The following is a 15,293-nucleotide window of genomic DNA, read 5'->3' on the forward strand; positions in this document are numbered from 1 at the left end:
ACGACTTGTCCTCGTAAACCTCGATCTCAGCTCAACACAAGGGCTAACAATGCTTTATGCGGAACGCGAGACTTGAACTCGCACAGGATTAATTCCCACTAGAATCTGAATCTAGCGCGTCTACCAATTCCGCCAGTCCCGCAGGCGCAAATTTAATCACACAATCACCCATTATGTTCGGCTTTTCTATAAACGTCAAGACTATTGCTAAAAGATTATCAATTTCCTGAATAGCCATTCAGAACGGTGAACGAACAGCTGTGATTAAAACCAGTGAGATCACACTTATTCATGTAGAATCAAAACGAAATTTTGACAAATTTCCACATTTCCCCTAATTCCATGGTGGAGGATCGACCCATTAACATTTCTGCTCCCGTCAACGCACAAACCGAAGCTCCTGAGAAATCTGAAACAGTTCTAAAAATCGAAGGTGGACACTCCCTAAGTGGAGAAGTTCGGATTAGCGGGGCGAAAAATTCCGCCCTCGCAATCATGGCTGGCACCATTCTCTGTAGTGATGAATGTCGCCTCACGAACATTCCAGATCTCGCTGATATTAAGCGAATGAGTGAGGTAATTCGAGCGTTAGGCGTTGGGATTACAGCAAGCCCCGGAACCCTTGATTTTGATGCAAGACATTTAAGCACTTCTGAAGCTCCCTACGATCTCGTCTCAAAGTTGCGAGCCAGCTTTTTCATTATTGGCCCTCTACTCGCCAGAATGGGTGAAGCTCAGGTTCCTCTGCCGGGTGGCTGTGCGATCGGTGCGCGTCCTGTTGATCTCCATGTTCGTGGTTTGCGGGCAATGGGTGCAGAAGTCATTATTGAACATGGTGTCGTTCACGCAACGGTTAAGGGCAGTCGCCGTAAACTCAAAGGCGCAAAAATCTACTTAGATTACCCTAGCGTTGGTGCGACTGAAACTTTGATGATGGCGGCGACCCTCGCTGAAGGCCAAACCATCATTGAAAATGCAGCACAAGAGCCTGAAGTTGTTGACCTTGCAGATTTTTGCCGCTCCATGGGCGCAACAATTATCGGTGACGGCAGCAACAAAATTGTCATTCAAGGATGCGATCGCCTCCACAGCACAGATTACCCAATCATCCCAGACCGCATTGAAGCAGGTACATTCCTCGTTGCTGGTGCGATTACTCAGTCTGCCTTCAGTATTTTCCCTGTCATTCCTGCTCACCTCCTTCCCGTCATTGCGAAGCTTAAAGAGACAGGCACAAACGTAATTGAAGAGGCTCCAAATCGTCTCCGTTTACAACCCCAAGGATTACGCGCTACAGATATTGAGACCCTCCCTTATCCTGGCTTCCCCACAGATATGCAGGCGCAATTCATGGCGTTATTAACCCTCTGTGAAGGCAGTAGTGTTGTCACTGAAACAGTATTTGAAAACCGGATGCACCACGTTGCAGAATTGAGTCGTATGGGTGCTGCAATCAAGATTAAAGGCAACAATGCAATTATTAGCGGTGTTCCTTTCCTCTCTGGTGCTCCTGTAATGGCTACAGATTTACGAGCTTCGGCTGCATTGGTCTTGGCTGGTCTTGCCGCAGAAGGCACAACCACCATGCATGGCATTCATCACATGGATCGTGGTTATGATGACCTCGAAGGTAAATTCAAGGCATTAGGTGCGAAGATCGAGCGTTTGACTGCTATTGAAACTGAATAGAAATTAGGCGGTTTTGAGAAATCAATACTGCCCATAATTGACGATTCTCCCAAGCCATTGAAGTTAAATTCGGTGGCTTTTTTTATTGAAATGAGATGTAAGTCATTACGTTATCTGGAGTGATCTGACCTCTTGCAAAAGGGGTGAGAGTAGGTAAAAAAGAGGAAAGTAACAGAGCCATAGCGATAGAAATGCCAACTTACGAACAGCTCCAACATTTATCTCCAGAACAATTCAGGAGAGCCTGTGGAGTTAAGCTTCAGACTTTCAATCGTCTGGTAGAAGTCCTAGCAGAAGCTAAAGCAAAGCAAAAACCCGGTCGTCCCAGTGTTTTATCCCTGGAAAATCAGTTACTCCTCACCTTGGAATATCTGAGGGAATATCGCACTTATTTTCCTATCGCTCAATCATGGGGCATTCATGAATCAACAGTTTGTCGCATGGTGCAAAAAACAGAGAATACACTCATCAAAGAAACCGATTGCCACTGACCCGGCATGAAACAGCTCCATGGTTCAGAAGAGTTATCTCTAACAGTAGTGGCGATGGATGCCACAGAACAGGCGATTGAAAAGCCCAAAAAAACAACATCTTTACTACTCAGGAAAAAAAAAGCACCATTCCCTTAAAGCTCAAATAGTTATTGCTTGGCAGTGGGCACAGATTATCTGTTGTGACTGTGAGAAAGGTAGCACCCATGACTTCAAACTACTCAAAAAGAGTAGAGTGCATTTTCAGCAGGGACAACTCTGCCTTGCCGACGCTGGATATCAAGGTATACACAAGCGGCATCAGCGGAGTCACACTCCTCAAAAGAAGCCTAAAGGAGGAGAGTTGACTGCGGAACAGAAACAGGAGAATCAGCTCTTCGCAGCTCAAAGAATCATCATTGAGATGGTATTCAGAATGCTCAAAAGATTCCGCCTCTTATCCAGTCGATATCGTAACCGCCGTCGGAGATGGGGATTAAGACTTAATCTCATTGCTGGTCTCTACAATTTTGAATTGCCATAACCTTTTGCAAGAGGTCAACTATTCATTTTTGATTAATCAACCAGTTAAATATTTGATTAATCAAATTCAATCTCTTCATACTGTTCAGTCCATTGGATTACTTGACCCAAATTGAACTTGTGCTTATTTCGGTAGAATAAACCACCGTTTCTGCAAGGGCTATTGTGAAGCCTTTCATCATTTAAGAGTTCTTCAATGAGAGAGTTGAATTTGGATGGCGCTGAGATACACAAGAGTTCCTCTATAAGTTTCATGGGCATACTCTCTGTCCCAAACGACATCAACACCAAGCAACCCTGTACCGCGCCCATGTGAGACAGATTTTGCGCCATGTGGTTTGTGCCCTTCCCCAATGGGTAGTCGGTAGTCCTAACGAGATAAGGATGCGTTGTAGTGATGGACAAAAAGCCAGACAGCTCCGATATGGTTCTCTACTTTCTTGGAGAAAGACAACGTTTTGCTGACCAGATGTAAAACTCTCTGACGTAAAGTACAGTTGAAACGCTCGATAGAGCTGGCTTTACCAGTCTCTTTACCCATAGCCTTATGACGTTTGTCCGAGAATACCATGCCATAGGCTTGCCAAAAGTCCGTATAAGCCACAGCACATTGACGATAGACCGGAGGTAAAGATGCCCATAACTGTCTTGCCCCAAACTCGTCATGAGCTCCCACATAAAGTCCAACAATTTCACTGGTATCGATATCCAATGCCAACCAAATCTAGTATTTTTGCTGTTTGTTACTGACGAAAGACCACATTTCATCGCATTGAACTATCAATCGCCTTTTTTTTCGATGACACATTCACTTGTTTCGGTATGGCTTCATATTTTTGATTGACATAGTTCTGTCGCCAAAGCTCTGAAACATCACAAACTCTAGCAATACCAGCCAGAGGAATCTTTTCCAAGAGTAGCTTGTCAATGAATTGCTTGGTTTCAGCAGAGCTGATTTTCTGTTGAGGATTTTCGACAAATTGTCTACCACAGTCACGACATCTATGGTTTTGCTTGCCGTTATGGATACGACCATTTTTAACGACATTAGTAGACTGACAGTTTGGGCAATGGGGCATTCTCGTGAGGACTTTTTTCTTGCTCCTTTCTCTCTCATCCTTACACTTTTAGGACTACCACTTTAGAATCGTGAGATGATGATTCTTGACTGTCATCAGTGAACTTTCTAAGAATTTAAGAGGATGTCTGAAAAGTCTTTATGTTCGATAAATACTGCGTAAATTCCGCCAGGTTGATCGCCTGAAGTGCTTATTTTTACGTGCAACTCATTTCGACAAAAGTTACAGTCAGACCCTTTTCAGACATCCTCTAAGGTTGGTTAACAATGGAACCAAAAATCACACTAGGGTATATTCATTAAAAAACATACCCTAGTAAACAGTAAAAATTAAGCTTTTGCTAATTCTTCTGTTGAAGATGTACTAGCGAGATACTTCTCAAGTTCGGTTAATGCATCGGCATCAACTTTGGTTTGCATGGGGCAGAACTTAGGTCCACACATGGAGCAGAACTCAGCAGTTTTGTAGATATCTGCGGGAAGAGTTTCATCGTGATATTCGCGAGCACGCTCAGGATCGAGAGACAATTCAAACTGCTTATCCCAATCAAAGTTGTAACGTGCTGCCGAGAGTTCATCATCGCGATCGCGCGCGCCAGGACGATGGCGAGCAATATCTGCGGCGTGGGCTGCAATTTTATAAGCGATTAAACCATTACGAACATCTTCAGCATTAGGTAGACCGAGGTGTTCTTTGGGCGTAACGTAGCAAAGCATCGCAGTGCCGTACCAGCCAGCCATTGCTGCACCAATCGCCGAAGTGATGTGGTCATAGCCGGGGGCGATATCAGTAACCAAAGGCCCAAGCACATAGAAAGGCGCTTCAGAACACTCTTCCATTTGCTTACGCACATTAAACTCGATCTGATCCATGGGGACGTGACCGGGGCCTTCCACCATCACTTGAATGTCATCTTCCCATGCGCGGCGAGTGAGTTGACCAAGAGTCTTCAGTTCTGCGAGCTGAGCATCGTCCGAAGCATCATGAGTACAACCCGGACGTAGAGAATCACCCAAACTGAAGGACACATCATAACGCTTGAAAATTTCGATAATGTCAGCGTAGTGAGTGTAGAGAGGATTTTGCTTATGGTGGTGCATCATCCAGCGAGCCAAAATACCACCGCCACGGGACACAATACCTGTAATGCGATTGCGTACGAGAGGAAGATGCTCGATCAAAATCCCAGCATGGATGGTCATATAGTCCACACCTTGCTGCGCGTGCTTCTCGATGATGTGGAGAAAATCGTTGGCAGTCAGGTTCGACATTTCGCCATGGACGCTTTCGAGTGCTTGATAAATAGGCACTGTTCCGATAGGCACGGGAGAAGCATTGATAATGGCTGTACGAATTTCATCGAGGTTACCGCCACCAGTAGAGAGGTCCATGATGGTGTCTGCGCCATATTTCACGGCGAGATGCATCTTTTCTAGTTCTTCATTAATTTCAGAAGAGTTTGGTGATGCACCGATGTTTGCGTTGACTTTGCACTTGGAGGCAATGCCGATCGCCATCGGTTCCAAGTTTGTGTGGTTAATATTCGCGGGAATAATCATCCGTCCACGCGCCACTTCGTCTCGGATTAGATCGCCGGGAAGGTTTTCCCGCTTTGCAACATAATCCATCTCTTCGGTAATGATGCCTTTGCGTGCGTAGTGCATCTGCGAAACATTACCTTGACCTTGCCGTTTGGCAACCCAATCAGCTCTCATATTCTTATTGTCCTTAATTAACAGCTTCCCTACGCTGGTATTACCCAGTCTCAGGTTCTAAGGGACTATCTCAGTCTGATTTTTTTACGACAGACACCCCTAGCGTCAGGTTTAGATTTTAGCATCACTTTTTTGGTTGAACCTTGTACTTATTTGTCGTGATGTTTCTAAAGTAATGAAAACGCTGATGACAATAAAAAGATGAGCTGTAATCTTGCCGAATTACCAAGGACGCCCGACAAGGGTGAAGCCTGACCAGTAGAAGGGATGCACGAGTTCTCCACTAGTAACAGCCTGTACCTTTTCAGAAATTTGAATGTTTGTGGCAAGGCCAGAAGCAAGACGTACTTGTCCGTTGACGATTTGTAAATCTCCGTGCAACATTTCGAGTTGGGCGCGGCGTAGGGCGGCGGCTTTTGTCGGCTCAGTTTTCAACTTTTGATAGAAGTTTTGCATCAAAATCAAAGTGCCAGAATCGCTAACTGACCAGAGGCTACCGAGGGCACTCTTAGAACCGGAGGCGATTGTTAAGCCAGAAAATCCGAGTTCTGCATCACGGCTACCGAGGGCGGTTTGGCAAGCGGAAAGTACGAGTAAATCAACACGTGGATTGTCTAAGCTGAGATCGTCTAAATCGCTAAGTTTGAGTTGGTCATTCCATAGGTGAATAGATGATTTTTTTGGTTTGCCTGAATTGAATTGGGCATGGGTTGCCAGGTGAACAATGGGGAAGCCCTCAGTATTACGAAGGTTTTTCAAATTTTGTACTGTGAATTCTTCGTTGAGCACTCCTTTGCCATTCGTTAGGTTGGCGATCGCCCCGACTTCCACCTCAACACCAGGCAGCGGATCAAGCTCTTCGAAACTATCAGCTCCCATCGCTAAGACTGGCACATTTTTTAGGGAACTATAGTCGCTCGTAATATCAAAAAAGCTGGGAACCACAGCCAAACTATAATTCTCGATCAAATAGCGATCGCCATCATGGAGAGCCGCAATCGGTAAACTCCGTAATCCCTCATCCAACGAAAAAATCAGACTATCAATGCGATTCGCTTTAAGGTAAGTCTCAATTGGCGTAATCAGTTCCCGATAAAGATCTTGACTCGTTTCAAGGTAATTAATATTTTTGCGTCTGAGGGATAAATACAAATCAGAGCGTAACTTATCCACCTGTTCAGTCAGTGTTTCTTGCTCCACATCCTCTGTATAGAGCGTTTGCGGAGGAGTATCCGGTGTAAACAAGAGAAACTCTAGACCACCATCTTCCACATATGAAATGTAGATCATAGCGTGGCGCTGTCCTGTGATGACTGCAACATCAGCTAAAGTTTGCTGGACATCTTCAGGTTGCTGTTCAAACTCGGGTAAATCTTGATTGAAATAATTTGAAAATTCAAAAAGCCGCTCATTCTCTAATGAGAACAAATCATCCGGTAATAGCGGTTGCAGAATATTGGGGACACGGCTGCGGATATTGGATTCAACCTGATCGACTTTATTATCAATCGTGTCTTCGATATTAATAATATCGGACAGACCAAATTGCGCGATTAAACTCCCTTCCCCAAAATTATCTTGGCTTAGTTCACCACCAGACTGTTGGTGTCCAACATTTTCAGTAGCAGCAGCAGGTTCAACATTGGAGAGCAACCCATTTGGAGCCATCACCATACTTAAACTGAGAGCTGCGAGAGAGAGAGAGAAGAATTTCGTACGCATCATTGCAACAGCAACCAAAGAATTGGCCGGAAAGAAAGCATTGTAGGGTCAATATCCTAATTTAGATTCATCGCCTCAGGATAAAGACCTATTTATTGACGCAACTCTTAAGGGAAAGTTCTCGTCTCCCTCCATAGGAATGGCGATCGCCCAGACAAGTTACTCTCTAATAATTCCCAATTTTGGCGTAAATTTCCTAAACTAAATATATGGAGAGTTGGCGCGGCAGTTGCAGACTAGACCAAAACATTTGGCTCTAGCTCCGAGGAAAGTCCGGGCTCCCGAAAGATCAAACTTGCTGGGTAACGCCCAGTGCGCGCGAGCGTGAGGATAGTGCCACAGAAACATACCGCCGTAACAGTGAACAGATCTTTCTCACGAAAATCTGAAACCTGAAAAGGTAAGGGTGCAAAGGTGACGGTAAGAGCGCACCAGCAGTATCGAGAGGTGCTGGCTCGGTAAACCCCGGTTGGGAGCAAGGTCGGTGGGATATAGGTTGGTCTTTTTCCTATCCCAGTTTGGTGAACCGCTAGAGGTGACTGGCAACAGCCATCCCAGATAGATAACTGCCCTTGGCATTGCCCAAGAACAGAACCCGGCTTATGTCCAGCTCTCCTGAATATTTTCTATTTCCATAAAACTTGGGTTTTTCTCCTGAAGACTTGCCGGAATGATAGTAGGTCTTAACATCACTACCCATCAATACGTCCAAAAAACACTATCATAGACGTTGGTATTGATTAACTTCAGGAACTCTTGGTGATCATCAGGCACAACAGACAGCCTGTTTTGTAGATATCGCCTTAAGACCAGGGTTCTCATCTTCAGAGACCTCGACTCTACCAAGGACATTATTATTATGCTTACCCGTAAAACATTCTTTCTCTCACTCGCTGCTCTTTCTTTAGGTAATGCACTATTTCTGATTCGTCCAGCAACAGCTGATTTCTCGACTCAACCCAAACAACTAGATACTGAAAAGGCGATCGCCAGCAGTCCGTTTAATCCAAAAGACAAAGGGGAACCGGATAATACTTTAAGTGGCGCAACCCGATCATGGATTTAAAGTATTATCCCAACTGATAATCAGCTAAATCTACTAATCCTCTACCAACCTTACAAAACCTTAAAAACCCCTAAATCCCGGTGAATCCCCTTAGTAGCAGAAGCTTTCAGGCTCTCCACCTAGAAAAATGCGTGATCATGACAATATAAAACGATCATAGAAAATGCGTATTTTTACGGGGAATGAGAGAGCCTAAAAAAAGCTGAAGTTCAGTAAAAGAGCTGTTTTCAAGCATTTCCAGAATCCCTAATATGAATGTAGACAGTTTGTCTTGTGTGCTATCTAGGGTGATTCGAAAATGAAAGGATTACAATCTACCGTTTCTAGAACTACTGCTTTTCTAGTTGTTTTTGTCGGGGTCTGTACAGTAAGTGCGACGGTTTCCGCTCAGGCAATAACCCAAAGTGGTGTATCCCCAGTTAATTCTCAATCTCAAGTGATGGATTCTGCCTCTGCCTCACTGAATATGGTGCCAGAACCTGCATCAGGCAATGATGGTGCACCGAATCCAGCAAATACACGCGCAGCTTCTTCTAGCTCATAATTTATTTTGAAATTCAGTAATTGACTGGAGAACCATCACTAGGTTAAGACATTTTCCTCTTCAGGCAGGCATTTATGGAAGTATCTAAAGAATAGAGACTTCTTTAACCTTGGATGTCAATTTCAACGTCGTGTCTACTCCTTTACTTGTTGGTTCTATGTCCCTAAATCAAGTGCATACACCTGATTCTAAATTACGATTTTCACAGATCGCAAAAGTAGCTTTAGGGACGTCAATTTTGACTATTCTGACATCATTGACAGGTGTCTTTCAAAGTCCTGAATGGTCATTATGGGATAAGTATTTTATTTGGCGTTCCTATGAGGTTCAAGACCCAAATATCGTCATTGTCACTATCGGTGAAGAGGATGCTAATGAGTTGGGTGCTTGGCCGATTTCGGATCAATTATTAGCTGATCTCATCAAAAAGGTTGATGAACAAGAGCCTCGCGTAATTGGTCTTAATTTATTTCGTAATCTTCCCATTGATAATGGTAAGGAAGAGCTAGATGAAGTTTTTTCTTCTATGCCTCATCTCATTGGCACCAAAAAGGCTGTTGGAACAGAGGTTGCTGCACCGGAAATTCTGGAAGAAAAAGGACAAATTGGTTTTTCGGATCTTGTTATTGATCCTGACGGAGTAGTTCGGCGAGCTTTAATTTCAGTGCGCTCAAAGAATGGGGAAGGTGCAGAAGCAAGTTTTGCAACTCAGATTGCACTGAACTACTTAAAAGAAGATGACATCATAGTAGAGCCAGAACCACCACCGTTGAGACTGCCCTTTTTTGGCTTTAATGATCGTGAATACCTGCGTTTGGGGAAGGTGAGATTTCGACCGCTGGAAAGTAATGATGGCAGCTACGTGCGAGTTGATAATGGTGGCTATCAGTTACTGCTGAATTACCGTGGTGGTGGGTCTCAAAACTTCTATACTGTTTCGATGCGCGCTTTGATGAAGGGCGAAATTCCAGCAGAGTTGGTTCAAAATGTTAATCAGCCGCCGCTTAAGGATCGCATTGTTCTGATCGGTATTACCGCTGATGGTAATGGCACAACATTATTCACCCCCTATAATCGTGCGGGTGGTAGTCGCAATAATGGTTCGGGCGAACAGGGAGAGGCAACGCCCGGTGTGTTTATTCATGCTCACATCATTAGTCAGCTTATTCAGGGCGCAACCGAAGGGCGAGCATTTTTTAAGGTATTGCCGCAACAAGGGGAGTGGTTTTGGATCTTTGCTTGGGCGATCGCCGGAGCGAGTAGTCGTTGGCTAGTGCTCAATATACGCAGTCTGTCACAACAGGTGGCGATACAGAATATCTTTGTTGTCACAGGCCTTGGTGTTGGTTCGATTGTGATTGTGACTTGTTCCTACACTGCATTTGTGTTTGGGTGGTGGATTCCGGCGGTGCCTGCAATCTGTGGTTTTGTGGCTGCATCTCTGATTATGGGCAGTTATCACAATTATGAAGTGCAAAAGTTAGCGACATTAGATGCGTTAACACAGGTGGCAAATCGTCGATATTTCGATGAATATCTCTACCAAGCATGGTGGAAATGCGAGAAGGAGCAGAAGCCTCTCTCTCTAATCATGTGTGATATTGACCATTTCAAACTCTATAACGACTTCTACGGTCACCAGGTAGGCGATCGCTGTTTAAAGCAAGTCGTTAACAGCATTCAGCAGAGTCTACGGGATAGTGATCTTGTGGCACGTTATGGTGGTGAAGAATTTATCATCGTGTTGCCCAATACAGATGAGTTAGGAGCTGCCCATGTTGCTGAGCGTATTTGCAAAAAGGTGGCGGAGCTAAAAGTCGAACACGAAAAATCATTAACCTCTCCGTTTGTCACCGTTAGTTGTGGTGTGTCGAGCGTGACTGCCCACTCTCAACTTAGTCCAGTCGAACTTATTGCTAGCGCTGATCGGGCACTGTATGTCGCGAAAGCAGAAGGTCGCAACCAGGCGATTTATCAGCCCTATCAGAATTTGCCACCTTTAAAGTAAATCTCGCGTTAAGACAAAAAAGAAAGGCTGCTCGATTTTCTTATAATCCATAATCCCAAAGACGCGATTCTCATCAAGTTTTCGGAAGGAATCGTTAATTGGCAAATAATCGTAGATCATGGTTGCAGTGACTTGTCCACGATTTTCCATCATTCGTAGTCTGGCTTGACTTTTATCTGTTTTGAAGAGGGAATTCAGGGCGATGAGTAATGGCTTTAGGGATGGATTATTGGGCATCGGAAATTTTAAGACCATATCCATCGCCATTGGATGAGGGGCTACTTTAAAGATTTCGCCGCGTCTATCGGCAAAGAGCAGTGGGTGAACGGTTTCCGCATCGATAAATTCTTTGCCATACCAGTTGGACATTTCTAACATGCCGTCCATCGGATGTTCTGTCTCAATGCCTCTTCCATGCCAGCGCCCCCACATAAATTCTAAATCGACGGGCTCAAGGCTATCGAATAGAGCAAGGGCTTCAGTGGTAGTTGCTTTTCCTGCGTCGATAATTTGGGTGTCGGGAGGGGCGATCGCCATATCGATATTTATATCTAACTAAGCTGTCTATTTATTTAGGATAAACAAATGTCTTTGAGGGAAGGTTGATGCTTCCAAATTTGGAGGTTTGCTCTAAGATACGAAGTCTCAGAAACCCAGTTTTTATTTGCTTAAGGTAACAGATAATTTGTTGTTTATCTTGGAAAATATTGGTTTCCGTAATTGGCTTTGACATCACCTATAAACAATTGACAGTCAGAACTTCGTAAATGCAGGATAGTTATGGTTAAGAACTTAATCGCTATGTGGCTATAGTCGTAGCTGCCATCTCGCCTCTTTCAACAAATCATGATGGTCGAAATGATCACCTCAAAAATTCATGTTTGCACCATACCAAAAGCATCAATTAAGAATCTTCGTGAAATGTAAGACATTCCCATCTGGATCCCTCACGATTTTCTCGTTGTTTATGTCTAGTAGTTGCAAGAGTGGAGAACTATTACCTAAAGCAATCCCAAGTCTGAATTGAGACACCTTCTTATCTTTTGCTGGGTAAAGTTCAATGAGCAAGTCACCAACAGAAAAGGAGTAGTGTGGTGGGCCGTTTCCATGTTGCTCTGCAGTCAACCCAAATCCAAGATCACGATAAAACTTAAATGACTGTTGGAGATCGCTGACGTAGAGAACGACATAACTAAGATTCATCCCCTCGTTTTGCATGATTCAGATAAATTCTCTTTCTAAAAAATATTCCGCTCGGCGATCGTCAATCCCTATCCTAAAATAATAACTACCTACTACATATAGGGTTGGTTAGTCTTTATGTCCTTTGTTGGTCTGCATATCCACTTTCCGTAAAGGAGGAAGGATTGCAGAAATCCTAGCAAAGGCATAATGTGAGGTATGTTATCTACCCCCTTGTTCACCAGATTTAAACAAAATCGAGCGATGCTGGTCTTGGTTAAAAAGCCATATCCGAAAGCAATTGCAACAGAGCCAATCTCCCAGAGAGACAATAGATACAACCCTGCGTGCGGAAGTATCTTAACTCTTTTGGCCATTGCTATAGTACTACACACAACTTATGAAAACCCCCTCTGTAAAGTGAGATCTAAAAAAACCTCTACCAGATAATTTGGCAGAGGATTAGAAATTCTTAAATGAATTTAGATTTTTAGTTAATCTTAAGCTGTCACTTTCGCGCGTTTGTAAGCTTCGTCGAGAACTTCCGATAGAGTTGGGTGGGCGTGAACATTAAATGCTAATTCTTGTACAGGCTTTTTGTTGGCGATCGCATTAGCCGCTTCTTGGATAAGGTCAGAGGCGTGAATCCCCATGATGTGAACACCGAGGAGTTCGCCAGTGTCCTTACGGAAAATGATTTTGGCGATACCATCAGTTTCCTTTTCGGCCAGGGCTTTAGAGTTGCCTTTGAAGTAAGTCTTCGCAGTGGCCACTTCAAATCCTTTCTCTTTAGCAGCTTCACGTGCTTGAGGTTCACTCATACCCACATAACTAATTTCAGGATGGGTAAAGGCAGCGGCGGGAATTGCAGCATAGTCAACTGTCATCTCGTTACCAATCATATTTTCGACAGCGGTAACACCTTGACCCGAAGCCGCGTGCGCCAACATCATTTTGCCAGTGGCGTCGCCGACAGCCCAAAGATGAGGCACAACTTTACCGTCTTTGATTACCTGCATCTTGCCATTAACATCGATAAATCCACGACGATTGGTCTCAACGCCGACGCTGTCTAAGCCAAGATTTTTAGTGGCAGGGACACGTCCCGTTGCAACGAGACAAGCATCAACTTCGAGGTTTTCGACAACTTCTTTTGTCTTCGCGTCGGTCAACTCAATTTTGACAGGGGAGCCAGGAATAATCTTGGTGGCAAATACACCTGTGTAGGTTTCAATATCACGTTGGTCAATAAGAGCGCGTTTCGCAAGTTTTGCAATTTCAGGATCAAAACCAGGCATCAAATCATCTAACGCTTCGATCATAGTGATTTCGCAACCGAGAGCTGTGTAAACATCGGAGAATTCGAGGCCGATGTAACCACTACCAATAATTGCGACCCAATCAGGTAAGGACTCAAGGCGCACCGCATCATCACTCGTGAAAACAGTTTTGCCGTCTACTTGAATGCCGGGGGGAACAAAAGGCTTGGAACCTGTGCAGATCATGATTTCTCTGGCAGTGAGATTCTTCACGCCATCATCACCAATTACACAAACTTTCTGTGCGCCATCAACTTTTCCCCAACCACGAATAATATCGACTTTGAGACGCTTTAGACTATTGGTTAAATCGCTCTGGATTTTACTCACCAAGTCATTCGCATGGGCGGCGATCGCCTCACGACTAAAGCTCACCTGTTCTACACCGATGCCAAACTGTTGGAGGTGCTTCTGATCGCTCATTTCCCGCACTTTTCCGGAAGCTGCTAATAAAGCTTTTGAAGGGATACAGCCACGATTTACACAAGTTCCGCCCATATCTGCAGCTTCAACGATTGCTGTTTTTAGACCACATTTCACTGCGTGGAGTGCTGCGCCATGGCCACCAACGCCCGCACCAATAATGATCAAGTCATAATCAAATTGTTCACTCATGAAGCTTTGATACTCTCATCTTCCAAATTGCTTTAGTTAGCTTATCTCAATTGCCGTCATCAAACATAGACAGAGAGAATTTGGAGATGTATGGCTTGCTTTATGAGCATTTGCCCCCCGAGATATTAGCCAAAATTCAAGTCTTTTCCGGTCGCCTCTTGGGGAATTAGAATAGATTCTCATTAGACAACATCTTCGGCTAAAGCTTACTAATTCCATTTTGCGATCGCCGAGAAAATTTTGTCAGTGCGGGATTGTCGCGGCTGAGCCGTAAATAAAGGGTGACACGACTAACTTTGTAAGGCTTACTAGCTTAGGTAAGAGCACCACTACTTACGATAAAATCAACAACTTCTGCAACCCTGATTCTATAAAGGTTAAAACCTAGTCGAACATCCTGTATCACAGTATGATTTTTTTTGTCATTTTTTGGTGTACAACTAGACTCATGTGATATTTATATGGTGATAGCAGATAGCAAGCCGTCGCCAAGTGAAAAATCACCTGAGATGTTGGCCTACAATTTGAGTCTGAATCTGAATTTAAAAACAGGCGATAAATTATGAGTCGGAGATCGCGCCAGTCCAAATCAAGTAAAGCTCAAGTTCTAGTTGAGGAATAAAATAATATGAGTGAAGGTATTGCGTTTATCGGTGGAGTTTCTATAGCTGGGTTAGCAGCACTTGTCTTGGTTAAAGGAACAGGTACCCCTGCTCAACCACCGAATGTTGCTGTTACTCCACAAATGCCAACTGTTGAAGCCCCCCAAGCAGTACAACAACCCATGCCGTATACTCCCAACTACGGACAGCAACCAATACCAGATCCCAACCAAGCGCTGCAATTGGAAAGGTTGAATCTGAATATGCAGATGGAGAAGTTAGAAGCCGATAATCAACAATTAAGGTTGCAAAATCAACAACTCCAAGTCCAACTTGAAAGTTTTACGACCCAACAGCAGTGGCATTTAGCACAGCAACAAAATCAGCAAGAAGTAACAGCACTCCCCCCAGTGGAACAAAACTCTCAGTTGGAATCACCTATATTTTGGGCTGTAGGTGGGGCAATATTGACTGTCTGCGGTGGTGTGGTTACGGCGGGGGTTATATCTTTGTTTGCTGCCCCAAAACAACGTCAAACTAAGACTCCTAGGACTGTAAATGTCATTCATCCTCATAATCCCCATTCAGGAACGATGAGACGTGGTGATTTTCTGCCACTATCTCGTACAGAACCTAGACGAGTAGAAATAGCGGACTACGACGAACTGTATTGAATAAATCAGCCTTTAATATTTGACATTCAAAATTAAGATCCAAGATTTTGAGTTTAAAAAAATCA

General features: G+C 44.1%; 10 protein-coding genes, 1 tRNA gene, 1 other RNA gene, 3 pseudogenes and 1 riboswitch. Of the genes and pseudogenes, 8 read left to right on the forward strand and 7 right to left on the reverse strand.

All coding sequences use genetic code 11. The features are described 5' to 3' along the window. Positions 1-57 precede the first annotated feature (57 nt). Positions 58-142 (reverse strand) — tRNA-Leu (locus LEPTO7376_RS15620). Positions 143-342: 200 nt separating this feature from the next. Between LEPTO7376_RS15620 and murA the strand changes: the two genes are divergently transcribed. After that, on the forward strand, positions 343-1,689 hold the full coding sequence (gene murA, locus LEPTO7376_RS15625; RefSeq protein WP_015135126.1) for a UDP-N-acetylglucosamine 1-carboxyvinyltransferase: 1,347 nt from the start codon (positions 343-345) through the stop codon (positions 1,687-1,689). A 191-nt stretch (positions 1,690-1,880) separates the two neighbouring features. Then, a pseudogene (locus LEPTO7376_RS15630) lies at positions 1,881-2,703 on the forward strand (IS5 family transposase). Between the two features lie 369 nt (positions 2,704-3,072). Here the strand turns inward: LEPTO7376_RS15630 and LEPTO7376_RS25785 are convergent. From LEPTO7376_RS25785 to LEPTO7376_RS15655, 3 genes and pseudogenes are all read right to left on the reverse strand, one after another. Further along, positions 3,073-3,781: pseudogene (locus LEPTO7376_RS25785) on the reverse strand (IS1 family transposase). Positions 3,782-4,110: 329 nt separating this feature from the next. Then, a complete protein-coding gene (thiC, locus tag LEPTO7376_RS15650) occupies positions 4,111-5,496 on the reverse strand; it encodes a phosphomethylpyrimidine synthase (RefSeq protein WP_015135128.1) in 1,386 nt (461 codons plus the stop codon). A 9-nt stretch (positions 5,497-5,505) separates the two neighbouring features. Beyond that, positions 5,506-5,607: riboswitch (TPP riboswitch) on the reverse strand. Positions 5,608-5,718: 111 nt separating this feature from the next. Then, positions 5,719-7,236 carry a CHAT domain-containing protein gene (locus LEPTO7376_RS15655; protein WP_160148480.1) on the reverse strand — a complete coding sequence of 506 codons (1,518 nt, stop codon included), beginning with the start codon at positions 7,234-7,236 and terminating at the stop codon, positions 5,719-5,721. Between the two features lie 194 nt (positions 7,237-7,430). Here LEPTO7376_RS15655 and rnpB point away from each other — a divergent pair. The 4 genes from rnpB to LEPTO7376_RS23720 all read left to right on the forward strand — a co-directional run bounded on the left by rnpB (position 7,431) and on the right by LEPTO7376_RS23720 (position 10,836). Then, positions 7,431-7,837: RNase P RNA component class A (gene rnpB / locus LEPTO7376_RS24100), an RNA gene on the forward strand. 240 nt (positions 7,838-8,077) lie between these two features. Continuing rightward, positions 8,078-8,284 carry a hypothetical protein gene (locus LEPTO7376_RS15660; RefSeq protein ID WP_015135130.1) on the forward strand — a complete coding sequence of 69 codons (207 nt, stop codon included), beginning with the start codon at positions 8,078-8,080 and terminating at the stop codon, positions 8,282-8,284. Between the two features lie 298 nt (positions 8,285-8,582). Continuing rightward, a complete protein-coding gene (locus tag LEPTO7376_RS15665) occupies positions 8,583-8,828 on the forward strand; it encodes a hypothetical protein (RefSeq protein WP_015135131.1) in 246 nt (81 codons plus the stop codon). Between the two features lie 130 nt (positions 8,829-8,958). Beyond that, on the forward strand, positions 8,959-10,836 hold the full coding sequence (locus LEPTO7376_RS23720) for a CHASE2 domain-containing protein (protein WP_051188792.1): 1,878 nt from the start codon (positions 8,959-8,961) through the stop codon (positions 10,834-10,836). Here LEPTO7376_RS23720 and LEPTO7376_RS15675 read toward each other — a convergent pair. Continuing rightward, positions 10,828-11,373 carry a DUF4334 domain-containing protein gene (locus LEPTO7376_RS15675; protein ID WP_015135133.1) on the reverse strand — a complete coding sequence of 182 codons (546 nt, stop codon included), beginning with the start codon at positions 11,371-11,373 and terminating at the stop codon, positions 10,828-10,830. The two genes, LEPTO7376_RS23720 and LEPTO7376_RS15675, sit on opposite strands and share 9 nt — an antisense overlap. Positions 11,374-11,736: 363 nt before the next feature. After that, positions 11,737-12,039, reverse strand: a complete 303-nt coding sequence (locus LEPTO7376_RS23725) for a VOC family protein (RefSeq protein ID WP_160148481.1) — start codon at positions 12,037-12,039, stop codon at positions 11,737-11,739. A gap of 151 nt (positions 12,040-12,190) precedes the next feature. On the opposite strand from LEPTO7376_RS23725, the pseudogene LEPTO7376_RS29145 reads away from it, so the two are divergent. Continuing rightward, positions 12,191-12,302 (forward strand): annotated as a pseudogene (locus tag LEPTO7376_RS29145) (transposase); the annotation flags it as partial. Positions 12,303-12,518: 216 nt separating this feature from the next. On the opposite strand, the gene lpdA reads toward LEPTO7376_RS29145, so the two are convergent. Next, the gene (gene lpdA / locus LEPTO7376_RS15690; RefSeq protein WP_015135135.1) at positions 12,519-13,952 is read right to left on the reverse strand and encodes a dihydrolipoyl dehydrogenase; all 1,434 of its coding nucleotides are present in this window, start codon (positions 13,950-13,952) and stop codon (positions 12,519-12,521) included. Positions 13,953-14,580: 628 nt separating this feature from the next. Between lpdA and LEPTO7376_RS15695 the strand changes: the two genes are divergently transcribed. After that, positions 14,581-15,228 (forward strand): hypothetical protein, encoded by a 648-nt coding sequence (locus LEPTO7376_RS15695; RefSeq protein ID WP_015135136.1) that lies wholly within the window; start codon positions 14,581-14,583, stop codon positions 15,226-15,228. The last annotated feature ends 65 nt before the right edge of the window (positions 15,229-15,293 follow it).

This window comes from [Leptolyngbya] sp. PCC 7376 (assembly GCF_000316605.1).
In the GTDB taxonomy this organism is placed as follows: Bacteria; Cyanobacteriota; Cyanobacteriia; order Cyanobacteriales; family MRBY01; genus MRBY01.